At 67.8% G+C, this 22,997-nt stretch carries 20 protein-coding genes; 9 read left to right on the top strand and 11 right to left on the bottom strand.

Going from position 1 to position 22,997, the window contains the following annotated elements; translation table 11 throughout:
* Positions 1-111: 111 nt before the first annotated feature.
* On the bottom strand, positions 112-1,017 hold the full coding sequence (locus ACAM54_RS15340) for a response regulator (protein ID WP_369648117.1): 906 nt from the start codon (positions 1,015-1,017) through the stop codon (positions 112-114).
* On the bottom strand, positions 995-4,384 hold the full coding sequence (locus tag ACAM54_RS15335) for an ATP-binding protein (protein WP_369648116.1): 3,390 nt from the start codon (positions 4,382-4,384) through the stop codon (positions 995-997). Before ACAM54_RS15335 ends, ACAM54_RS15340 begins: the two co-directional genes overlap by 23 nt.
* Positions 4,385-4,634: 250 nt before the next feature.
* Here ACAM54_RS15335 and urtA point away from each other — a divergent pair, with 250 nt between their 5' ends.
* From urtA to ACAM54_RS15295, 8 genes are all read left to right on the top strand, one after another.
* Entirely contained in the window at positions 4,635-5,903 is a 1,269-nt protein-coding gene (gene urtA, locus ACAM54_RS15330) for an urea ABC transporter substrate-binding protein (protein WP_369648115.1), read from the top strand.
* A gap of 148 nt (positions 5,904-6,051) precedes the next feature.
* Positions 6,052-6,966, top strand: a complete 915-nt coding sequence (gene urtB, locus ACAM54_RS15325; RefSeq protein ID WP_145744926.1) for an urea ABC transporter permease subunit UrtB — start codon at positions 6,052-6,054, stop codon at positions 6,964-6,966.
* Positions 6,967-7,000: 34 nt separating this feature from the next.
* Entirely contained in the window at positions 7,001-8,206 is a 1,206-nt protein-coding gene (urtC, locus tag ACAM54_RS15320; RefSeq protein WP_369650984.1) for an urea ABC transporter permease subunit UrtC, read from the top strand.
* Positions 8,207-8,223: 17 nt separating this feature from the next.
* A complete protein-coding gene (gene urtD / locus ACAM54_RS15315) occupies positions 8,224-8,967 on the top strand; it encodes an urea ABC transporter ATP-binding protein UrtD (protein WP_145744928.1) in 744 nt (247 codons plus the stop codon).
* Positions 8,968-9,281: 314 nt separating this feature from the next.
* Positions 9,282-9,971: an urea ABC transporter ATP-binding subunit UrtE gene (urtE, locus tag ACAM54_RS15310; protein WP_145745216.1), complete on the top strand. Its 690-nt coding sequence runs from the start codon at positions 9,282-9,284 to the stop codon at positions 9,969-9,971.
* A 27-nt stretch (positions 9,972-9,998) separates the two neighbouring features.
* Positions 9,999-11,231 (top strand): formamidase, encoded by a 1,233-nt coding sequence (gene fmdA, locus ACAM54_RS15305; RefSeq protein ID WP_369648114.1) that lies wholly within the window; start codon positions 9,999-10,001, stop codon positions 11,229-11,231.
* A 10-nt stretch (positions 11,232-11,241) separates the two neighbouring features.
* The gene (locus ACAM54_RS15300) at positions 11,242-11,589 is read left to right on the top strand and encodes a zinc ribbon domain-containing protein (protein ID WP_369648113.1); all 348 of its coding nucleotides are present in this window, start codon (positions 11,242-11,244) and stop codon (positions 11,587-11,589) included.
* 147 nt (positions 11,590-11,736) lie between these two features.
* Entirely contained in the window at positions 11,737-12,087 is a 351-nt protein-coding gene (locus ACAM54_RS15295; RefSeq protein WP_192323260.1) for an alpha/beta hydrolase, read from the top strand.
* A 76-nt stretch (positions 12,088-12,163) separates the two neighbouring features.
* Here ACAM54_RS15295 and ACAM54_RS15290 read toward each other — a convergent pair whose 3' ends face one another.
* The 8 genes from ACAM54_RS15290 to ACAM54_RS15255 all read right to left on the bottom strand — a co-directional run bounded on the left by ACAM54_RS15290 (position 12,164) and on the right by ACAM54_RS15255 (position 20,993).
* Complete coding sequence (locus tag ACAM54_RS15290; protein WP_369648112.1) at positions 12,164-12,442, bottom strand: hypothetical protein; 279 nt, start codon at positions 12,440-12,442, stop codon at positions 12,164-12,166.
* A 19-nt stretch (positions 12,443-12,461) separates the two neighbouring features.
* Positions 12,462-14,741 carry a glycoside hydrolase family 3 N-terminal domain-containing protein gene (locus ACAM54_RS15285; RefSeq protein ID WP_369651879.1) on the bottom strand — a complete coding sequence of 760 codons (2,280 nt, stop codon included), beginning with the start codon at positions 14,739-14,741 and terminating at the stop codon, positions 12,462-12,464.
* Between the two features lie 69 nt (positions 14,742-14,810).
* Entirely contained in the window at positions 14,811-15,791 is a 981-nt protein-coding gene (locus ACAM54_RS15280; protein WP_192323257.1) for a tripartite tricarboxylate transporter substrate binding protein, read from the bottom strand.
* 91 nt (positions 15,792-15,882) lie between these two features.
* On the bottom strand, positions 15,883-17,058 hold the full coding sequence (gene tcuB, locus ACAM54_RS15275; RefSeq protein ID WP_369650983.1) for a tricarballylate utilization 4Fe-4S protein TcuB: 1,176 nt from the start codon (positions 17,056-17,058) through the stop codon (positions 15,883-15,885).
* Positions 17,059-17,092: 34 nt separating this feature from the next.
* Positions 17,093-18,520: an FAD-dependent tricarballylate dehydrogenase TcuA gene (gene tcuA, locus ACAM54_RS15270; protein WP_369648110.1), complete on the bottom strand. Its 1,428-nt coding sequence runs from the start codon at positions 18,518-18,520 to the stop codon at positions 17,093-17,095.
* 77 nt (positions 18,521-18,597) lie between these two features.
* A complete protein-coding gene (locus tag ACAM54_RS15265; RefSeq protein WP_369648109.1) occupies positions 18,598-19,524 on the bottom strand; it encodes a LysR substrate-binding domain-containing protein in 927 nt (308 codons plus the stop codon).
* 87 nt (positions 19,525-19,611) lie between these two features.
* Complete coding sequence (locus tag ACAM54_RS15260) at positions 19,612-20,379, bottom strand: class II aldolase/adducin family protein (protein WP_369648108.1); 768 nt, start codon at positions 20,377-20,379, stop codon at positions 19,612-19,614.
* Positions 20,380-20,402: 23 nt separating this feature from the next.
* Positions 20,403-20,993, bottom strand: a complete 591-nt coding sequence (locus ACAM54_RS15255; protein WP_369648107.1) for an HD domain-containing protein — start codon at positions 20,991-20,993, stop codon at positions 20,403-20,405.
* Between the two features lie 103 nt (positions 20,994-21,096).
* Here ACAM54_RS15255 and ACAM54_RS15250 point away from each other — a divergent pair, with 103 nt between their 5' ends.
* A complete protein-coding gene (locus tag ACAM54_RS15250; protein ID WP_369648106.1) occupies positions 21,097-21,816 on the top strand; it encodes a Crp/Fnr family transcriptional regulator in 720 nt (239 codons plus the stop codon).
* Positions 21,817-21,820: 4 nt separating this feature from the next.
* On the opposite strand, the gene ACAM54_RS15245 is transcribed toward ACAM54_RS15250, so the two are convergent.
* Entirely contained in the window at positions 21,821-22,981 is a 1,161-nt protein-coding gene (locus ACAM54_RS15245; protein ID WP_369648105.1) for an ABC transporter substrate-binding protein, read from the bottom strand.
* Between the last annotated feature and the right edge of the window lie 16 nt (positions 22,982-22,997).

Genomic DNA, 22,997 nt, shown 5'->3' with positions numbered 1-22,997 from the left:
AGTGCCCGGTTCCAAGGCCGACAGCACGACGACGACGCCTGCGGTGCCTGCAACGCCGGCACCGAAGAGGTAACGAACGGGGCCAGCCTGTCTGCCCGCCCGATGGCTGGATCAGGCCAGTTGCCCGCTGGCCAGTGCCGCGGCGGCAGCGCGCGTCTCGACGCCCAGCTTCTCGAAGATGTGCTCGAGATGCTTGTTGACCGTGCGCGGACTGGTGCCGAGGATCTCGCCGATGTCGCGGTTGGTCTTGCCCTTGGCGAGCCATGAGAGCACTTCGGTCTCGCGCGGCGTGAGCGCCGCTTCGGTCAGCCGGGCCGAGGGCGTGCCCGCGGTCCCCTCGCGCTGCGTCGCGAACAGCAGCATGGTCTCGCCGAGCGCCGCGGCGCCGAGGTTGCGCACCGAGATGCGTGCACCCGCCGTGGTGACCAGCGCAATGGCTGCACCAGGCGCCAGCGCGGGTTCGAGCGAGGCGGGCAGCAGCCCGGCGGCCGGCGGTGCATCGAGTGCGTGAAGCCACAGCGCAGCCTGCGGCGAGCGCCATGCGATGCGCCCGCGCGCGTCGACGAAGACCACGCCCATGCCGGCCACGTCGACCGCGTCGCGCACCATGCGCGTGATGCGTGCGTTGCGCGTGTGGGTGTGCAGCCGTGCCAGCACCTCCTGCGCGCGGATCGGCTTCACCACGTAGTCGACACCGCCGCATTCGAAGCCCTCGACCACGTGCGCCGTCTCCGAGAGGCCGGTCATGAACAGCACCGGAATGTGCGCAAGCGCCGCATTGGCCTTGATGCGCCGGCAGGTCTCGAAGCCCGACAGGCCGGGCATCAGGCCGTCGAGCAGGATCGCGTCGGGCACCACCAGTTCGAGGCGCTGCAGCGCAGCCTCGCCATCGGCCGCGACGAGCACGGTGTAGCCGCTGGATTCGAGCGTGTCGCACAGCATGCCGAGGCTGCTGGGGGCGTCATCCACCACCAGCACCACGGGGCGTTCGGTTTCAGGGGGCGAGAGTGTCTGCATCTTGTTCTGCGAGTGCCTTGCGGAGCTTGTCGAGTTCGAAACGGTTGACCATGCCGCGCAGCCAGGTGCAGGTGGCCGCGGCCGGCGGGGATGCGGCGGCGAGCCGGTCGAGCACCTGGTGCAGGCCGCGCACGTGGCCCATCTGCACCAGCCGCATCAGCTCGGCGCGGTCGTCTTCCGAGAGCGCGAGCTGCACCGGCCGTGGCGCGATGTCGACGGCGGGCGGCATTGCGGCGTCGCTCGACGCCAGCCATTCGAGCCCGAGGTGGCGTTCCAGCGTGGCGATCAGCTCCGACTCGATGACCGGCTTGCCCACGAAGGCCTGGCAGCCCGCGGCGCGCAGCAGCTCGCCCTGGTTCTCGAACATGTTGGCCGAGACGATGATGATGGGCAGGCGGTCGAAGCCCGAGGCGCGCACCAGTGCCGCGGTCTGCCAGCCATCCATGTCGTCCATGGTGAGGTCCAGCAGGATGGCGGAAGGCAGGTTCTCGCGCAGGCTGTCCAGGCATTCGGTGCCGCTCGCGGCCTCGCGCACCTCGAAGCCCAGCGGTGCGAGCATGCCGGCCAGCATCTGGCGCTGCACCGGCTGGTCGTCGACCACCAGCAGCGTGCGGCGCGCGCCGATGTAGCCCGACACCGGCCGCCGTGTTTCTGCCTGGGGGCCGGGGTCGGCCACTTCGCGCAGGTACACCCGCACGCTGAAGGTGCTGCCCGCGGGCGAGGTGGCGGCCAGCGCGAGTTCGCCGCCCATCAGCGATGTGAGCAGGCCCGTGATGGTGAGGCCGAGGCCCGTGCCGGGCTCGCCGCGCCGGCGCCCCGCGGCGCCGCGCTCGAACGGAAGAAAGATGCGCTGGTGGTCCTGCGGCGCCACGCCGATGCCGGTGTCGACCACGTCGAAGCGCAGCACTTCGCGCCGTGCGTCGACATGCAGCGTGACTGTGCCGCTGTCGGTGAAGCGCACCGCGTTGGCCAGCAGGTTGATGAGGATCTGGCGCAGCCGCTTGGCATCGGCATGTACCCAGGGCGGCAGCCGCCCGCTGTGGGTGTAGACGAACGCAAGGCCCTTGTTCTCCGCCTGCGGCCGCACCATGTGCACCACTTCGTCGAGAAACGCCGGCAGCGCGAGCGGGGCGGGCTCCAGCTGCAAGCGTCCGGCCTCGATGCGCGCGAGGTCGAGCAGGCCGTCGATCAGCCCGAGCATGTGCTCGCCGCTGCGCTGGATGGTCTGCACGGCTTCCCGCGGCGGCGCCACGGCCTCGCCCTTGAGCAGGATCTGCGAGTAGCCCAGGATGCTGTTGAGCGGCGTGCGCAGCTCGTGCGTCATGCCGGCCACGTAGCGGGTCTTGGCCTGGTTGGCGGCTTCGGCGGCTTCCTTCGCAGTCTGCAGGGCGGCGTCGGTGCGCTGATGCGCCTCGATCTCGACGGTGAGCAGGTGGTTGTGGCGGTTCGATTCCTCCTGCGCCATCTGCCGGCTCTCGCTGCCCAGCACGATCCACCAGGCGGCCACCGCCGCCACCAGCGACAGCAGCGCGAACACCTTGAGGAAGGCGCTGCGCAGGGCCGGGTCCACCGCATCGGCGCCCACGATGGCCTCCTGCGCATACACCACGCCCATCACCGTGGCCAGCAGCGCCACCAGCGAAGTGGCCACCATCAGGTAGTGCGCCACGCGAAAGTTGAGGCGGCCCGACAGCGCGGGCGGCAGCAGCGCCTGGAGCCAGCCGCTCATCTGCTCGGCCGCGCGGGAATCGGTCTTGCAGCGGTCGTGGCAGCGCGATTCGAGCGTGCAGCACAGCGAGCAGATCGGCGCGCTGTAGGCCGGGCAGTGCGCCATGTCTTCCGACTCGAAGCTGTTGTCGCACACCGAGCATTTCACGATCTGCCCGGGCGTCCAGCGCCGGATGTCGCTGCGCGCCAGGTAGTAGCGCCCGCGCGTGCGCCAGGCCAGCAGCGGCGAGACCAGAAGCGCCGTGATCAGCGCGATGAAAGGCGAGAACGCGCGCGCCCACTGGCCCAGCACGCCGGAATACGCCAGCATGGCGAGCGCGGCCGCCACCAGCATCGCACCCAGGCCGACCGGATTGATGTCGTACAGGTGCGCGCGCTTGAACTCGATGGTGCGCGGGCTCCAGCCCAGCGGCTTGTTGATGACCAGGTCGGCCACCAGCGCGCCGACCCAGGCAATGGCGATGTTGCTGTAGAAGCCCAGCACGTGCTCGAGCGCCGCGAACACGCCCAGCGTCATCAGCAGGATCGCGATCACCACGTTGAACACCAGCCACACCACGCGCCCCGGGTGGCTGTGCGTGAGCCGCGCGAAGAAGTTCGACCACGCCAGCGAGCCCGCATAGGCGTTGGTGAGGTTGATCTTCATCTGCGAGACCACCACGAACAGCGTGGTGATCGCCAGCACCCAGGCCGGGTCGCGCAGCACGTACGAAAAGCCCGTGAGGTACATCAGCGTGGGCTCGACCGCGTGCCTGGCGGGAATCTCGTGCTGCAGCGCCAGAAAGGCCAGGAAGGCGCCGCCCATCATCTTGAGCATGCCCGGCACGATCCAGCCCGGGCCCGCCACCAGCACCGCGGCCCACCAGCGGCCCCGGTTGGCGGCTGTCTTCTCGGGCAGGAAGCGCAGGTAGTCGACCTGCTCGCCGATCTGCACCACCAGCGAGAAGGCCACCGTGGCGGCGGCGCCGAACATCAGCGGATCGAAGCTGCTGCTGTCGGAGCTGCGGCCCACCAGGCCGGTGAAGTCGGCATACAGCCCGGGCTTCTTCACCAGCACCGCGATGAACGGGCACACGAACAGCACGATCCAGATCGGCTGCGTCCATAGCTGCAGGCCCGAGATCAGCGTGATGCCGCGCATCACCAGCGGCACGATCACGATCGACGACATCAGGTAGAGCAGCGGCAGCGGCCAGTCGAGGTACAGCTGCAGCGCCAGCGCGAGGATGGCCGCCTCCAGCGCGAAGAAGATGAAGGTGAAGCTCGCGTAGATCAGCGAGGTGAGGGTGGAGCCCAGGTAGCCGAAGCCCGCGCCGCGCGTGAGCAGGTCCATGTCCACGCCATGCCGGGCCGCGTAGTAGGAGATCGGCAGGCCGGTGAGGAAGGTGATGAGCCCCACCACCAGGATGGCCCACAGCGCGTTCGAGAAGCCGTAGCTCAGCGCGATGGCGCCGCCGATGGCCTCCAGCGCCAGGAACGAGGTGGCGCCGAAGGCCGCGTTGGCGACGCGGAACTCCGACCACTTGCGGAAGCTGCGCGGCGTGTAGCGCAGCGCGTAGTCCTCCAGCGTCTCGTTCGCAACCCACGCGTTGTAGTCGCGGCGGATGCGAAAGATCTTCTGGCCGGTGACGGATGGCATGGTGGGCTCTGGCGGTGAGGGCGGCGGTGGCATGGCAGGCAGACACAGCAAGAAGCGCTCCCTGCATTCGGTCCGCCTGTGCACGGCCTGCGAGTCTGGATGCAGGCGTACCTCTGGCCGCTACGTTGAATGACGTATTCGCGGCGGCGCAGGTGATTTCTAAAGTACCAGCCATGGTGCTCGGGGCACCGTCCGATGCACTGTGATGGTGCGCGGCTCACCCTTCCAACAACCTGCCTGGAGTTTCCCGATGTCGCGTGATTCAGAAGATCTTTCCCTCGATGCCCTGGCATTGCGCCGCCGCCGATTGCTGCAAGGCGCCGCCGCGCTGCCGGTGATGGGCCTGAGCGGCCTGAGCTTCGGCCAGTCGCAGTTCCCCACGGCCAAGGTCAACACCACCAAGCTCGCGGTGACCGACACCGAAGTGACCGTGGGCCAGCTGCATTCGTCCTCCGGCACCATGGCCATTTCGGAGACCGGCTCCATCCAGGCCGAGCAGCTTGCCATCGACCAGATCAACGCGATGGGCGGCATCCTCGGGCGCAAGATCAAGGTCATCAAGGAAGACGGCGCCTCCGACTGGCCGACCTTTGCCGAGAAGTCGAAGAAGCTGCTGGTCAACGACCATTGCGCCGCAGTGTTCGGCTGCTGGACCAGCGCCTCGCGCAAGGCTGTCCTGCCGGTGTTCGAGAAGGAGAACGGCCTCCTGTACTACCCGACCTTCTATGAAGGCCTGGAGCAGAGCAAGAACGTGATCTACACGGGCCAGGAAGCCACGCAGCAGATCATCTGGGGCCTCGATTGGGGCGCGAAGGAGAAGAAGGCCAAGACCTTCTTCCTGGTGGGCTCCGACTACATCTGGCCGCGCACCTCGATGAAGATCGCGCGCAAGCACATCGAGAACTTCCAGAAGGGCTCAGTCAAGGGCGAGGAGTACTACCCGCTGGGCCACACCAACTTCAACTCGCTGATCAACAAGATCAAGGTCGCCAAGCCCGACTGCATCTTCGCGGCGGTGGTGGGCGGCTCGAACGTGGCCTTCTACAAGCAGCTGAAGGCCGCGGGCATCACGGGCGACAAGCAGTTCCTGCTGACGCTGGCCGTGACGGAAGACGAGATGACCGGCGTGGGCGGCGAGAACTTCGCGGGCTTCTACTCGTCGATGAAGTACTTCCAGACGCTGGACAACCCGAACAACAAGAAGTTCGTGGAGGCCTTCAAGGCCAAGTACGGCAAGGACGCGGTGATCGGCGACGTGACGCAGGCGGGCTACCTGGGCCCGTGGCTCTGGAAGGCGGCGGTGGAGAAGGCCGGCAGCTTCGACGTGGACAAGGTGGTGGCCGGCTCGCCGGGCATCGAGCTGAAGACGGCGCCTGAAGGCTACGTGAAGCTGGACGCGAACCATCACCTGTGGAGCAAGGCGCGCATCGGGCAGGGGCAACTGGACGGGACGTTCAAGGTGGTGGCGGAGTCGAGCGAGCTGATCAAGCCGGATCCGTTTCCGAAGGGGTACCAATAAATCCCTGATGACTTTCTCCCTCCCCTTCCGGGGGAGGGCAGGGGTGGGGGCAAGCGGCGTTGCCAATGGGCACGCCCTGCCTGCCCCCATCCCAACCTTCCCCCGGAGGGGGAAGGAGCCAATACCCAAACACCTGGAACCTGTCGCCATGACTCTGTCGGACATGATGAACATCGGCCTCATGCAGGGCTTCGCGGGGCTGAGCCTTTTCGCGGTGCTGTTGCTGATGGGCCTGGGGCTCGCGATCATCTTCGGCCAGATGGGCGTGATCAACATGGCGCATGGCGAGTTCATGACCATCGGCGCCTATTCCATCTACCTGGCCGCGCGCGTCACCGAAAGCCTGGCGCCGGCGTTCATGCCGTACTACTTTCCGATCGCGATCGGCCTGGCCTTCGTGTTCGCCTTCATCGTCGGCTGGATCGTGGAGTGGGTGCTGATCCGCCACCTCTACAAGCGCCCGCTCGACACGCTGCTCGCCACCTGGGGCGTGAGCCTGGGGCTGCAGCAGATCTTTCGCACCTTCATCGGCCCGAAGGAAGTGAGCCCCACGCTGCCCGAGTGGCTCATGGGCTCGTGGACGCCGCACGAGGGCCTCGACATTCCGATCAACGGCCTGTTCGTGCTGGCGCTCACCGCGCTTGTGACCGGCGGCGTGCTGATCGCACTGCACAAGAGCCGTTGGGGCCTGCGCGTGCGTGCCACCGTGGCCAACCGCACCATGGCCAACGCTACCGGCATCGACACCATGAAGACCGACCGCCTGACCTTCGCGATCGGCTGCGGCATCGCCGGCGTGGCGGGCGCGGCCTTCACCACCATCGGCTCGACCGGGCCGACCTCGGGCTCGCTCTACATCGTCGACGCTTTCCTGGTCGTCACTTTCGGCGGCGCGGCCAGCCTGCTGGGCACCGTGGTCTCGGCCTTCGGCATTGCGCAGACGCAATCGGTCTCGGAGTTCTTCATGACCGGCTCGATGGCCAAGGTGCTGACGCTGTCGCTGATCGTGCTGATCCTGATGATGCGGCCGCAAGGGCTCTTCGCCGTCAAGGTCCGCCGCTGATGAACCCGAACCCTTCCTGGAGAACGTTCCGATGATGAATTTCATCAAGGCCTCGATCCTGCGCTACCAGCTCGGCAGCCTCTTGCTGCTGGTGCTGCTGCTGGCGGTCGTGCTGCCGCTGTCGCTCGACATCTTTCGCCTCAACCTGGTGGGCAAGTACCTTACCTATGCCTTCGTGGCCGTCGGCCTCGTGATGGTGTGGGGCTACGGCGGCGTGCTGAGCCTGGGGCAGGGCGTGTTCTTCGGCATCGGCGGCTACGCGATGGCGATGTTCCTCAAGCTCGAAGCCTCCGACCCCGTTACGACCAAGATCCAGTCGACGCCCGGCATTCCGGACTTCATGGACTGGAACCAGATCACCGAGCTGCCCGCGCTGTGGCTGCCGTTCAAGAGCCTGCCGCTGAGCCTGGCGCTGGTGGTGCTGGCGCCGATGGCGCTGGCCTGGCTGGTGAGCTTTGCGATGTTCAAGCGCCGCGTGGGCGGCGTGTACTTTGCGATCATCACGCAGGCGGTGGCGCTGATCTGCACCGTGCTCATCATCGGCCAGCAGGGCTACACGGGTGGCGTCAACGGCATGACCGACCTGAAGACGATGCTGGGCTGGGACACGCGCACTGACGGTGCCAAGTACGTTCTCTACTACGTCTGCGTCGGCCTGCTGATCGCCAGCATCGTGCTGTGCCGCTGGATCCAGACCAGCAAGCTCGGCACGCTGCTGCTCGCCATGCGCGACAAGGAAGACCGCGTGCGCTTCTCGGGCTACGACGTGTCGAACTTCAAGGTCTTCATCTTCTGCCTGGCGGCCGGGCTCTCGGGCATCGGCGGCGCGATGTTCGCGCTGCAGGTGGGCTTCATGTCGCCGAGCTTCGTGGGCATCGTGCCGTCGATCGAGATGGTGATCTTCTGCGCCGTGGGCGGCCGCATGAGCCTGGTGGGCGCGGTGTACGGCGCGCTGCTGGTCAATGCGGGAAAGACGCTGTTCTCGGAGAGCTTTCCGGACCTGTGGCTGTTCCTGATGGCCGGCCTCTTCATCGGCGTGACCATGGCGTTCCCGATGGGGCTCGCGGGCCTTTGGGACGAAAAGATCAGGCCTTGGTGGAAGGAGCGCCGCAAGGCGCTGCGCGAGGCCGCGGTGAAGCCGCCCGTATCCACGCCGATGCCGCCCACACCTGTCTCTCTTTCCTCGCCGTCTTCGCCCGCACCGCAGTTGCCTGAAGGCGTTGGCAGCCAGAGCGCCTGAACCCGGAGCCACACCTCATGAGCAACACCGACTTCGCGCTTGCCGTGGAAGACCTCAGCGTTTCGTTCGACGGCTTCAAGGCCATCGACGACCTCACGCTCTACATCGACAGGAACGAGCTGCGCGTGATCATCGGCCCCAACGGCGCGGGCAAGACCACGCTGCTCGACCTGATCTGCGGCAAGACGCGCGCCAGCGGCGGCAGCATCAAGTTCAAGAACACCGAGCTCACGAAGATGGCCGAGCACAAGCGCGTGCGGCTGGGCATCGGCCGCAAGTTCCAGACGCCGTCGATCTACGAGAACCTCAGCGTGTTCCAGAACCTCGAGGTGTCTTTTCCGAAAGGCCGCTCGGTGCTCGGCGCGCTGGCGTTCAAATGCGACGACGAGGTCAAGGCCAAGGTGCAGGCGGTGGCCGAGGACATCGGCCTGGCCGACCGGCTGCGCACCGAGGCGGGCCTGCTGAGCCACGGCCAGAAGCAGTGGCTGGAGATCGGCATGCTGCTGATGCAGGAGCCCGAGTTACTGATGCTCGACGAGCCCATTGCCGGCATGAGTGCCCGTGAACGCGAGCTCACGGCCGAGCTGCTCAAGCGCATCTGCCAGAACCGCGCGGTGATCGTCATAGAGCACGACATGGCGTTCGTGAAGCAGATCGCGCACAAGGTCACGGTGATGCACCAGGGAAAGATCCTGGCCGAGGGGCCGATGGAGAAGGTGCAGGCGGATCCGAAGGTCATTGACGTTTATCTGGGGCACTAGATGAAGCGCTGTCTCTGTCTTTCAGGGCGCGAACACGCCGACGGGGTACCTTGCTCCGCGAATGTCCCCCGGCCTGCGGCCTCCTCCTTTATTTCGCTGCGCAAGGCACCCCATCGACGTGATCGTTATGCGCAGCGGTCGTTGATCAGCTGTCCATCTGCAGCGTGCCCAGGTGCACAGGGCATCGGGTGCTTCCCGCAGCGAAATCAAGGAGGAGGGCGAAGCCCGGGGGACATTCGCGGAGGGAAGTACCCGGTGGCCTGTGCACACGCCCTGAACACGAGCATCAAAGGAGCCACCCGATGAGCAACATCATGCTGAAGGTAGAAGACCTGCACGTAGCCTACGGCCAGAGCGAGGCGTTGCATGGCATTTCCTTCGAGGGCCATGCCAACGAGACCGTGGCCATCATGGGCCGCAACGGCATGGGCAAGACCACGCTGTTCAAGAGCCTCATGGGCGTGCTGCCCATCAGGAGCGGGCGCATCGAGGTCGCGGGCCAGGACGTATCGCGCGACGAGAGCTTCAGGCGCGTCGCCAAGGGCATCGCCTACGTGCCGCAGGGCCGCATGATCTTCCCGACCCTCACGGTGGAAGAGAACATCCAGACCGGCCTCGAGAACTCGAAGACAAAACGCATCCCCGAAGAGATCTACGCCCTGTTCCCCGTGCTCTGGGACATGAAGCGCCGCAAGGGCGGCAACCTCTCCGGCGGCCAGCAGCAGCAGCTGGCCATTGCGCGCGCCCTCGTCACCGATCCCAAGGTGCTGCTGCTCGACGAGCCCACCGAAGGAATCCAGCCTTCGATCATCAAGGACATCGCCAAGGCGCTCAACGAGATCCGCAAGCTGCGCGGCATCACCATCGTCGTGTCCGAGCAGGTGCTGAGTTTTGCGTTGGACGTGGCTGACCGGCTCTTCGTGATCGAAGGCGGTCGGCTCGTACACGAAACGGCGCGCGACAAGACCGATGTCGATCACATCAAAGCCTATCTCTCCGTTTAACCACAACCCAACCAGGAGCCACTGCAAATGACGGACACGCTGATCAAGGTCGACCTGACCAAGCCGCCCACCGAGAACGAGATGATCCACAACCGCTGGCATCCGGACATTCCCATGGCCTGCTGGGTCAACCCGGGCGACGATTTCATCCTCGAGACCTTCGACTGGACCGGCGGCTTCATCAAGAACAACGACAGCGCCGACGACGTGCGCGACATCGACCTGAGCACCGTGCACTACCTCTCGGGCCCCGTGGGCGTGAAAGGCGCCGAGCCCGGCGACCTGCTGGTGGTGGACCTGCTCGACATCGGCGCCAAGCAGGACAGCCTCTGGGGCTTCAACGGCTTCTTCTCGAAGAAGAACGGCGGCGGCTTCCTGACCGACCACTTTCCCGAAGCGCAGAAATCCATCTGGGACTTCAAGGGCATGTTCACCAGCTCGCGCCACGTGCCGGGCGTGAACTTCGCGGGCCTGATCCACCCCGGCCTGATCGGCTGCCTGCCGGACAAGCCGATGCTTGACATGTGGAACGAGCGCGAGGGCAAGCTCATCGCCACCGACCCGGACCGCGTGCCCGGCCTGGCCAATCCGCCGTTCGCCGGTACCGCCCACATGGGCAAGATGACAGGCGAAGCGCGCGCCAGGGCGGCGGCCGAAGGCGCGCGCACCGTGCCGCCGCGCGAGCACGGCGGCAACTGCGACATCAAGGACCTGTCGCGCGGCTCGAAGGTGTTCTTCCCGGTGTACGTCGATGGCGCGGGCCTCAGCGTGGGTGACCTGCACTTCAGCCAGGGCGATGGCGAGATCACCTTCTGCGGCGCCATCGAGATGGCCGGCTGGGTGCACATGAAGGTCACGCTCATCAAGGGCGGCATGGCCAAGTACGGCATCAGGAACCCGATCTTCAAGCCGAGCCCGATCACGCCGCAGTACAACGACTACCTGATCTTCGAAGGCATCTCGGTCGACGAGGCCGGCAAGCAGTACTACCTGGACGTGAACGTGGCCTACCGCCAGGCCTGCCTGAATGCCATCGAGTACCTGAAGAAATTCGGCTACTCGGGCGCGCAGGCCTACTCGATCCTGGGCACCGCGCCCGTGCAGGGCCACATCAGCGGCGTGGTCGACGTGCCCAACTCCTGCGCCACGCTCTGGCTGCCCACGCAGATCTTCGACTTCGACATCAACCCGAACGCAGCGGGGCCGATGAAGATGATCGACGGCAGCATCGACATGCCGCTCTCGCACGACCTGGCCTGACGGACGCGCCATGCCCACCTACGACTACGCCTGCGGCCAGTGCGGCGGCTTCGAGGCGCTGCGGCCTTCGGGCCAGCGCGACGATCCCGCCGCGTGCCCCGACTGCGGCTGTGCATCGCCGCGCGTGCTTTCGGCGGCGCCGCGGCTCGCGCTGATGGCCTCTGGCACGCGCCGCGCGATGGAGACCAACGAGCGCGCCCGGCACGAGCCGGGCAGCTCGCGCGACTACGCGCGCTTCAAGCATCCGGCGGGCTGCGGCTGCTGCTCGGGTTCGTCGTCGCGGCGCAGTGCGACAGTCACGGCGGCGAACGGCGCCAAGTCGGCGCCTTCGAAGCGGCCCTGGATGATTTCGCACTAATGCCGGGCTAATAATTTGTGGCGTGCAGCGGGCCGGCGCCGGCCGATTGTTTCAATCCCGTGAACGCCGCGATTCCGTTTGCGGCGGTTTTTTTGGGGCCTTCAGGATCACACTTCATTTCACCAACCAACCCATTAGGAGATTGAAATGAATGCCTCGAAAGTCCTCGCTGCTGCTGCCCTCTCGCTCCTGGCTGCCGCCGGTGCGCATGCAGAAACCTACGAAGGCGTGCTGACCGTGAACTCCGGCGTCTCGCGCGCCGAAGTCGCGCCGCAAGCCGTTGCCGCCGCCCGCGCCGGCAATGAATACAGCGACGGTGCCGCCGCTGGCGCACAAGCCTTCACCTCGACCGCCGACCGTGCAGTGATCCAGGCCGAAGCCGTTGCCAAGGCGCACGACCCGCTCGCAAGTCTCGACCGCCGCGCGTTCTACCGCGACGAAGTGCCGCAAGCCTACAAGAAACCCAGCGTGTCGTTCACGCGCCAGGCCGGCCTCTGAGCCGAAGCTGGCCCTTGATCGGCGCAATGAAGAACGGGCCCTCGACGGGGCCCGTTTTTTCGTTTTTCCGCGCCGGTCATCCGATCCTGAATACCTTGGCCTGGCCGTTGCACAGGGCGCGCAGCTCGTCTCCCTCGATCTCGATGTGCGTCCAGGTGGCGAACACGCCATCGCCGTCCGACAGTTCGATGCTGTCGTCAGACAGCGCGCAGTAGCGGAAGATGGGTGCGCAGGCGGGGCCATCCCTTTCTCCGAGGACCGCGGCGACGGTGCCGTCCGGATCGAAGCGATAGCTCTCGACCGCCGTTTCGGAGACCAGTGCCAGGCGGCGCGCGGTGGGCACGGGTGGTTTCATCGGCGCTCCCTGCCGCGCATCATTCGCGCGTGAGCGCGAAGCTCTTCCTGATGCCGCCCGTGGCCGAAGGCGCCACCCACAGATCGAACTCTCCGGGCTCCACCGTCGGCTTCATGTCGCGGCCGACGAACTGCAAGTCGTCCGCGCGCAGCGTGAACTCGACCACCTTCGACGCCCCGGGCTCGATGCGCACCTTGCGGAAGTTCTTGAGCTCGCGCACGGGCCGCGTCACGCTCGCGGCGCGTTCGGCGGCATACAGCTGCACCACTTCCTCGGCCTCGCGCCGGCCGGTGTTGGTGACGGTGGCGCGCACACGCAGTGTGCCGCCGAGCGGCAGCCGGTCCTGGCTCAGTTCCACACTGTCGTAGCGTACCGGCGCATAGCCGATGCCATGGCCGAAGGGGTAGAGCGCCTGGTTCGTGGTGTCCACGTAGCGGGTCTTGAAAGCCATGGCCTGGTCGTTGTCGGGCAGCGGCCGGCCGGTGCGCTTCTGGCCGTAGTAGAAGGGCACCTGGCCGGAGGCCCGCGGAAAGCTCACCGGTAGCCGGCCCGAGGGATTGAAGTCGCCGAACACCACGTCGGCAATGGCCGTGCCGGTCTGCACGCCGAGAAACCAGGTGACGAGGATGGCGTCGGCATCGCGCACCGCGCCCCTGAGCGCCATCGCGCGGCCGTTGCTCAGCAGCACGACCACCGGCTTGCCGGTGGCGGCCACGGCCTCGGCCAGGTCCTGCTGGGCCTGTGGAATGCCGATGTCGGTTCGCGAGCGGGCTTCGCCCGACATGCGCTCGCTCTCGCCGATGGCGAGCACCACCACGTCGGCCTCGCGCGCGGCGGCCACGGCGGCCTCGATGCCATCGGCGAGCGGCGCATCGATGCCCGAGCCGCGCACCACCGTCAGCGCAGCGGGATCGGCCAGCGCGGCGCGCAGGCCTTCGTCGATGCCGACCGGTGCCGACTGGCCCGGGAACAGGCTCCACGCGCCGAGCAGGTCCTGCGTGCCCGAGGCGAAGGGTCCGATCAGCGCGATCTTCCGGCCCGACCTGGGCAGCGGCAGCACCGCGCGCTCGTTCTTCAGCATCACGATGGAACGGCGCGCGTCCTCGCGCGCGAGCGCGATGTGCGCGGGGTTGTCGGCCCGGGGCTTTGCCGGTGCGGCATCGAGCCCGCGAAAAGGTGCATCGAAGAGGCCCAGCCTCTGCTTGACCCACAGCACGCGGCGCACCGCGTCGTCCAGGCGCGCCATCGGCACTTCGCCCGAGGCCACGAGCTCGGGCAGGTAGCGCATGTACAGGCCGCTCTGCATGCTGACGTCGGTGCCGGCCAGGAACGACTGCTTGGCCGCCTCGCGGCCGTCGGCCGCATAGCCGTGCGCGATCAGCTCCTCGTCGGCCGTGTAGTCGGACACCACGAAGCCCTTGAACTTCCACTCGTCGCGCAGCACGCCCGTCAGGAGCGCCGGGTTGGCAATGGATGGAATGCCCGAGATCTCGTTGAAGGCGCTCATGACCGAGAGCGCACCCGCGTCCAGCGCGGCGCGGAACGGCGGCAGGTAAACCTGGCGCAGCGTGCGCTCGGAGATGTCGGTGGCGGCATAGTCGAGCCCGCCTTCGGCGGCGCCATAGGCCGCGAAATGCTTGGGCGTGGCCAGCAGCGAATCGGCGTGCGACAGGTCTGTGCCCTGGAAGCCGCGCACGCGCGCGGCCGCGAACTGGTTGGCCAGGTACACGTCTTCGCCCGCGCCCTCGATGCCGCGGCCCCATCGCGCGTCGCGTGCAATGTCCACCATGGGTGCGAAGGTCCAGCGAAAGCCGTCGGCGCTGGCTTCCACCGCGGCCGCGCGCGCGGTGCGCTCGGCGAGTTCGGGCTCCCAGCTCGCGGCTTCGGCCAGCGGCATCGGGAAGATGGTGCGAAAGCCGTGGATCACGTCGGCGCCATAGAGCAGGGGGATGCCCAGGCGCGATTCGCGCACGGCCACTTCCTGCAGCACCCGCTTGCGCTCCAGCCCCTCGTTATTGAACAGGCCCGTGAGGCGGCCGGCGCGCACGTCGTCGATCTCCTGCTGCCCATTGCGCTGGGCGGCCTGCGGGTTGCCGGGAATGTTGGTGTTGGCCGGGCCGTAGAGGCTGAGCTGGCCGACCTTCTCCTCGACCGTCATGCGGGCGATGAGCGATTCGACGCGGGCATCCGCGCCCGCGGCGCCCTCGGCGGTGGCCGGGGCTGCTTGGGAGACGGGGGAGAAGGGAAGAAAACAGGCCAGGCCCAGCAGGGCCGCCATGGCGGGGATTCGAACGTGCATGGCCCGCCATTGTCCCGCCAAAGCGAGGCCGCACGGTCTGCTCGGGCTTTTGGCGGTAGGCGCGCAAGCCTATTCGGCAGTCGCGCCGGCGTCGCGGGCCACCTTCACCCACTTGGTGGTTTCGCTGCCGATGAAGGACTTGAGCTCGGCCGGCCGCATGTTGCCTGCTGTTACGCCTTGCTCCTCGAAGCGCCTGGCCACGTCCTGCTGCTGCAGCGCGCGGGCGACTTCGGCGTTCAGGCGCGTGACGAGGTCCGGCGGCGTGCCGTGGGGCGCCATGAGCGCGAACCAGGTGGTCATGTCGTAGCCCTTGAGGCCGGCCTCGTCGAGCGTGGGCACGCCCGGGTAGGCCGGCGATCGCTTCAGCGTGGTCACGGCCAGCGCATGCACTTTGCCGCCGCGCACGTGCGGTGCGGCCGACGGGCTGGTCTCGATGGCCATCTGGATCTGGCCGCCGATCAGGTCCGCCATCATCGGCGCGCCGCCCTTGTAGGGCACGTGGGTGAGGTCGGTCCGGGTCATCGAGCGGAACAGTTCGCCCGAGATGTGCTCGGTGCTGCCGTTGCCGGCCGAGCCGAAGTTCACCTTGCCGGGATTCGCCTTGATGTAGGCCACCAGTTCCGCCACCGACCTGGCCGGCACCTTGTCGTTGACCACCAGCACGTTGGGCGTGGAGGCCACGAGCGCCACGGGCTCGAAGTCGCGCTGGAAGTCGTAAGGCAGGCGCTTGTAGAGGCCCGGCGCGATCGAATGCGCGATGGTGGCCAGGAACAGCGTGTAGCCGTCGGCCGGCGCCTTCGATGCGATGGCCGCGCCCACGGTGCCGCCGGCACCGCCGCGGTTGTCGATGATGACCGGCTGCCCGAGCGATTCCGAGAGCTTCTGGCCCACGGTGCGCGCGACGATGTCGGTGGTGCCGCCGGCCACGAAGGGCACGACGATGGTGATGGGCTTGGCCGGCCAGCCGGCCGCGAGCGCGGTCGATGCGGCAGCCGCCGCGAGCAGGGCGGCCATGCCGGCGCGCAGGAAGGAGGAGAGCGTTTTTTTCATCGCGGGAGTCCTGGTGTTGTCGTGGTCTTCGGAAAAAGCCGGTCCCGCTCGCTTGGCTCGGCAGCGGGATGGCTTCGAGTGAGGGGCGATGTCAGTCGGCACCCAGCTGCAGGCGGCTGGGCAGCCGTTTCTCGATCGCGAACTTGAGCAGCGCCGCCGAGCGGAAGATGCCGTGCGCGAACTTGCCGTAGGGCAGCGTGAGGAACAGCGCCATCACCACGCCCAGGTGCACCGCGAGCAGCAGCGCCATGAAGGCGGTGTCGCGCCACGCGAGCAGGGCCAGGCCCGTAACGCTGGTGAGCAGCAGCAGCGCGATGAAGCCGCGGTCCATCGGCCGCTGCGCCACGTCGCCATGCGCTGCGTTGCGCCGCAGGTTCATCCACAGCAGCCCGATGGGGCCGATCACCAGGCCAATGCCGCCCGCGGTGCCCAGCAGCACCGGCAGGCTCGTGAGCGCATAGGGCGCGTGCAGGCCAAGCAGGTAGTGGTAGAGCGTTGCCACGCAGGTAGAGGCGAAGCACAGCATGAAGCCGTAGAAGGTGAAGTGGTGCAAGCGGCGCCGCCAGAGCGTGAAGCGGTCGTCCTCGTTGTTGCAGCCGTCGCCGTGGCCGCCGCCCAGGTACCTGAGGCGCAGCACATCGTGTGCAGCCTCGGCGCCGGCCGCGGCGCGCACGCCGGCCACTTCGCCCGGCGCGTTGTCCCGTGCCGGCGACACCTCGCGCCAGAAGCGCCGCACGCCTATCGCCAGTGCGAACACCACGAACGCGAACACCGCGCCGAACACCAGTGCGAGAAAGTTGTGCGGGAAGATCGCGTAGAAGTTGCCCGCGAGCGGCGCGTGCAGCAGGGCACCCGTCATCGCGACGGCCAGCACCAGGAACAGCGCGAGCCCGGCGGCCAGTGCCAGCGCAACCGTGAGGCCGGCCTTCCTGTACAGCGCCCCCATCGCGGGCGGCCACGCGTAGTCGTGGTAGGTCTGCATGCGCACCTGTGCCATGGCCTGCGGCACGTTTACCGCGAACTCGTGCGGCGGCGCGTACTGGCAGGCATGCAGGCAGGAGCCGCAGTTGTGGCACAGGTTGGCCAGGTAGTGCGTGTCGGCCTTGCCGAACTCGAGCCGCCGCGTCATCGCGGGGAACACGGCGCAGAAGCCCTCGCAATAGCGGCAGGCGTTGCAGATCTGCAGGATGCGCGCGACCTCGCCTTCGCTGGCGGTCAGCGGCAGGGCGGGGGCGATGGGAATCACGCGCGCCGCGTCGTTGCCGATGCCGTCGGCATCCGCACGGGCGCGTGCGACCAGATCAGTAAGCTGCTGCAAGGGCGGTCTCCGGGGGATTCTTCGAAAGGTTCTTTGCTGCACGTGCCGCCTGCGTGCCCGCGATGCGGCCGAAGGCCGTGCCGATGCTCATGCCCACGCCGGCCGTGTAGCCCTTGCCCAGCACGTTGCCGGCCATCATTTCGCCGGCCACGAACAGGTTGGGGCTGGCCCGCCCGCCAAAGCGCACGGCCGCGGTCTCGTCGACCTTCAGGCCCAGATAGGTGAAGGTGATGCCGGGGCGCACCGGGTAGGCGTGGAAGGGCGCCGTGTCGATCGGCCGGGCCCAGTGCGTCTTGGCGGGCGCAAGGCCCTCGGTGTGGCAGTCGTCGAGCGCGGTGTGGTCGAAGCGGCCGACGCGGCAGGCGGCGTTGTAGTCCTGCACGGTGCGAACGAACGTGGCTTCGTCCAGGCCGATCTTCTGCGCCAGTTCGCCCAGCGTGTTCGCCTGCGTGCCGGCGAACACCGGCGGCATGAAGCGCCCGACCGCCTTCTGGTCGATGACCGACCATGCGATCTGCCCGGGCTGCTGCGCCACGAGCCGGCCCCAGATGGCGTAGCGCTTGGGCCAGAAGTCCTCGCCCTCGTCATAGAAGCGCCGGGCCTCGCGGTTGACCACGACGCCGAGCGACACGCAATCGATGCGGGTGCAGATGCCGCCGTCGTAGAGCGGCGCGCGCGCATCGATGGCCACCATGTGGCCCTGCGATGGATCGCCGATGCTGTCGGCGCCCGCGCCGATCATGTACTTCAGCAGCACGCCCTGGTTGAAGCGCGTGCCGCGGACGAGGAAGTTGTCGGCCGGCCATTCGCCGCGCTCGTTCCGGCCCCAGGCCTCGCGCAGCCATTCGCGGTTCGACTCGAAGCCGCCGGCGGCCAGCACGCAGCTCTTTGCCGCGATGCGCTCGCTGGCCTCGGTGCGCACGGCCACGAAGCGGTCGCCGTCGAGCTCGACCGAGGCCACGGGCGTGTCGTAGCGGATCTGCACGCCCAACCGTTCGGCGCTGCGGAAATAGGCGTTCACCAGCGCCTTGCCGCCGCCCATGAAGAAGGCATTGGTGCGCGCCACGTGCAGCGCACCCGACAGCGGCGGCTGGAAATGCACGCCGTGGCGGCGCATCCAGTCGCGGCAGTTCGACGAGGCGCGGATCACCAGGCGCGCGAGATGCTCGTCGGTCAGGCCGCCGGTCACCTTCAACAGGTCTTGCCAGTACTCCTCTTCAGGGTAGGCATCGACCAGCACGTCCTGCGGCGCGTCGTGCATGCAGCGCAGGTTGCGCGTGTGCTGCGAATTGCCGCCGCGCCAGGCCTTGGGCGAGGCTTCCAGCAGCAGCACCGAGGCGCCGGCCTCGCGCGCCATCAGCGCGGCGCACAGCGCGGCATTGCCGCCGCCGACAACCAGTACGTCTATCACTCGTGGGTCTCCTTGGAATCCAGGAGACTTTAGGGAGCGCGGCCTTCACGCGAAAGGCCGGAACAGGCAACGGGTGTTCAGTTTTCGAGAAGACTGGCGCCGGCCCAGCGCCCTTCGCGCACCAGGGCGCGGGCGGTGTCGGCAAGCACCACGCGCGCCGCCAGCGCGGCCGGCGAAAGCTCGTCGTCGGACAGGCTCACCAGCAGGTTGTGGCGGCCCACGTGCGCATCGCTGATCTGCGTGAGCTGAAGGTCGCCGCGGTCATGGCGGGCGGTGGCGGCGCCGGGCTGGATGGTCGCGCCGTGGCCGGCGCGCACCGCGTCCATCAACAGCGCCAGGCCGTCCACCTCGGCGACGATGCGCGGCGCGGTGCGGGCCCGCGCGAAAGCCGCCATCAGCGTGGCGCGCAGGCCGTGGCTGCCGCTGGGCAGGATGAGCGGCAGCTCGGCCAGTTGCGACAGGCGCACCTTGGCGCCAGACGGGCGCTGCGCGAGATTCGGCGATGCGATCACGAACAGCTTTTCCCCCAGCAGCGGCAGCACGCTCCAGCGCCGCGGCGTGTCGGTCTGGAACAGCACCGCCAGGTCGAGCTGGCGCGCATGCAGCATCGTCGTGAGGTGGCCCGAGAGCGCCTCCACCATGTGCAGCCGCACCTCGGGATAGCGCTCCTGCATCGCCCGCATCAAGGGCACGCCGAGCACGGTGGCGGTGGTGGGCGCGAGGCCCACGCTCACATGGCCCGACAGGCGCGCCTGCTGCGCCGCGCGCACCGCGTCGTCGGCATGGCGCAGCGTGAGCTGCGCCTGGTGCAGGAAGGCCATGCCGGCATCGGTGGGCGTGACGCCGGTCGAGCTGCGCTGCAACAGGCGCGTGGAAAGCTCGCCTTCGAGCCGGCTGATCTGCTGGCTCAGCGCCGACGTGACCACGCCCAGTTCGATGGCCGCACGGCCCATGCTGCGGAGTTCGCAGACCTTGACGAAGTAGCGCAGTTGCCGGAGTTCCATGTGCGCATCATCGCGCAGATAAAAAAAATGGCTGCCGGTACCTGTCGCGCAGGCACTGGCAGCCGTGGAAACCGGGATCGGCGCGGCTTATTGCCTGTAGCTGTCGTCGATGCGGTCGAGCTTGCGGATCAGCGAGGGCCAGACGAACTGCCCGCCCAGGCCGCCGGTCTGCACCTTCATTGCCTGGCCCACGCCTTCGACGATCTTGGGGTTCACCTGCGTGAGTTCGCCGCCGCCGGACTGCGCGGCGATCTGGATCTGGCAGGTGTTCTCGAAGGTGTACATCGAAAGGAAGGCGTCCGCAATGGTCTTGCCGCAAGTCAGCAGGCCGTGGTTGCGCAGCATCAGGAAATTGGCGTGCCCCAGGTCGGCCTGCAGCCGCGGCTTCTCGTCGTCGCGGAAGGCCACGCCTTCGTAGTCGTGGTAGGCCAGCGATGCCAGCACGAAGGTCGACTGCTGGCTGATGGGCAGCACGCCGTTCTTCTGCGCGCTCACCGCGATGCCGGCCCGGGTGTGGGTGTGCAGCACGCACTGGATGTCCTCGCGCGCCGCATGCACGGCGCTGTGGATCACGAAGCCGGCCGGGTTCACGGGGTAGGGCGACTCGATGACCTTGTTGCACTGCTGGTCGACCTTGACCAGGCTCGAGGCGGTGATCTCGTCGAACATCAGGCCGTAGGGGTTGATCAGGAAGTGGTGCTCGGGCCCGGGAATGCGCGCGCTGATGTGCGTGAAGACGAGGTCGCTCCAGCCGTAGAGCGCCACCAGGCGATAGCAGGCGGCGAGGTCGACGCGCAGCTGCCACTCCTCGGCGGAGACGAGCTTCTGGATTTCGGACTGGGTGTTTGCGTTCATGGTGCGTGGTTTCCTTGTGGGGGTCAGGCCGCGGCCGGTTCCGTCATGGCGGCCTTGTAGATGCTTTGCTTCGGCTGCGCCATCAGGCGCCGCAACATGGGCTCGAATTCGCTGATGGGCAGCGTCTCGGCGCGGGGATCGAAGGCCGGGTTGTCGTAGAGCGCGCAGAACTCGGCCGTGCGCTCGTAGTGCGGATGGTCCTTGAAGCCGTCGCGCATGTCTCGGTCCAGGCCGATGTGATGGAAGAAGTAGTGGCCCTGGAAGATGCCGTGGTGCTGCACCATCCAGTGGTTGGCCTCGCTCACGAAGGGCTTGAGAATGGCCGCGGCAATGTCGGGATGGTTGAAGCTGCCGAGCGTGTCGCCGATGTCGTGCAGCAGCGCGCACACCACGTATTCCTCGTCGCGGCCGTCGCGCAGCGCGCGCGTGGCGGTCTGCAGCGAATGGGTGTAGCGGTCGACCGGGAAGCCGCCGTAGTCGCCTTCGAGGATCTGCAGGTGCCTGATCACGCGTGCCGGCAGGCCGCTCGCGAACTGCCTGAACTCGCCGCCGATCAGTTGCCAGTCTTCGCGCGTGCTTTCCTGCATGCTCCTGAAACCTGCCCGTTCGCTCATCGTGTCCGTCTCCGTGTTCTTTGGGGGGAGCGGCCACTGTAGACCCGGGCTTGACGTTCAACTGTCAAGAATTTGACAATGCAAGGCTCTGGTAAACCCCCGCATGCCGCCTTCCAAACCGCGTCTTTCCGCCCCGCACCGCGCTGCGATGGAGCGCAATCCATGGTTCACCAGCATGCCGCGCGCGCAGCGCGAAGCACTGCTGGGCGCGGCCGAACTCATTCACGTGCGGCGCGGCGCAATGGTGTTCCGCCAGGGCGATCCGATCCATGCTGCCGGCGGCGGCTTCTATGGCCTCTTGGCCGGCACGATCAAGATCTCGTCGCTGCGGCAGGACGGGCGCGAGGCCATTCTTGCGGTGCTCGAGCCCGGCAACTGGTTCGGCGAGATCACGCTGATCGACGGCTCGCCGCGCACCCACGACGCCACCGCGCTGGAGGCGCTCGACCTGCTCGTGGTGCCGCCCGAGGCCTTTGCCCAGCAGATGCGCGACGTGGTCTTTGCCAACGCGGTGGCCGCCATGCTGGCCGCGCGCGTGCGCATGCTCTACGGCCTCACCGAAGACGCCACGCTGCGCAGCCTGCGTGCCCGCGTGGCGCACCGGCTGCTGGTGCTGGCGCGCGGCGACGCCACGCAGTCGGTGCACCTGCGCCGCATGCTGATGCTGCCGCAGGAGGCGCTGGCGATGATGCTCGGCGTCACGCGCCAGACGCTCTCGAAGGAGCTCAATGCGCTGGCGGACGAGGGCGTGCTCGCGCTGGGCTACGGACGCATCGAGCTCCGATCGCTCGATGCGCTGCAGGCGCTGGTGAGCACCGGATAGCGCCTCAACGCAATACGCGGCCGTCGGCCGAGATGCTGATCAGGTCGATGGTGCGCGAGGCATCGCGCAGGCCCGGACGCAGGTTGACGCGGAAGCCGCCCACGTCGTAGTCGGTCATGGCGGTCATCACGCGCTGCAGGCTCGCGGTGGTGAAGCCGCGGCCCGCGCGGCGCACCGCTTCGCCCGCCACCTTGACCGCGATGAAGCCTTCGAGGCCTTCGTACGAGGGCGTCTGGTCGGAGTTGTCGACTGCGGCGCGGTACTCCTTGACGATCGGGATGGCCGAGGGCCGCGGCGACGGCACCACCTGCGAGATCACGATGCCGCCGATGTCCTTGCCCAGTTCGGCATAGAGCGGGTCGATGCCCACGATCGAGAAGGCCATGAAGCTGCCGCTGTAGCCGCTCTTGCGCAGCTTGCGGATCGCGTTGGCCGTGGTGCCCGAGAGCGACACCAGCACGATGGCCTGCGGCGACTGCTGCAGAACCGTCTTCAGTGCCGCGTCGAGCTTGTCGGCGCCGGCCGGCACCATCGCCGAGGCCACCAGCGCGGGCAGCTTCAGCTCGGTGATGGCCTGCTGGACGGCGGCGAGGCCGGCGCGGCCCATGGCGTCGTCATCGCCCACCAGCGCGATGCGCGTCTGGCCCACGGTGGCGCACTGGCGCACGATCTTCAGCGCCTCGTCGATCATGCCGGGGCGCACGTGGAACACATGGGGATGGCTGGCCTCGCGCAGCGAGTCGGCGGCGGCAAAGGGCGCGAACAGCAGGCTGCCCTGCTGCGCGGCGACGTTGGCGCCGGCGTCGCTGCTGGCGGTACCCACGAAGCCGAACAGCATGTCGGCCTTGTCGGCGCCGAGCAGGGTGCGCGCATTGGCGGCTGCCCGGCCCGCGTCGTAGCCGTCATCGAGCTGCAGCAGCTTCAGCTGCAGGCCGCTCGCGGCATTGCGCTCGTTGAAGTCGGCCACCGCGAGCCGGCTGCCGGCCGCAAACGCCAGCCCAATCTCGCCGGCCGCGCCCGTCAGCGGCACCGACTGGCCCAGCACGACCACCCGGGCGCCCGCTGCGCGGTTCGATGATTGCGACAGCGCCGGAAGATGAACGCCGCTGCCCAGCAGCAGCGCCCCGCACGCCTTGCCCAGCCATTCCCTGCGAGAACTGTCCATGGCTCACCTTTTTTAA

Origin of the sequence: Variovorax sp. V93, from assembly GCF_041154485.1 — a bacterium.
GTDB classification, from domain to species: domain Bacteria; phylum Pseudomonadota; class Gammaproteobacteria; order Burkholderiales; family Burkholderiaceae_C; genus Variovorax; species Variovorax beijingensis_A.
The sequence above is the reverse complement of the archived record's forward strand: the minus strand, read 5'-3'. Positions and strand labels throughout refer to the sequence as shown.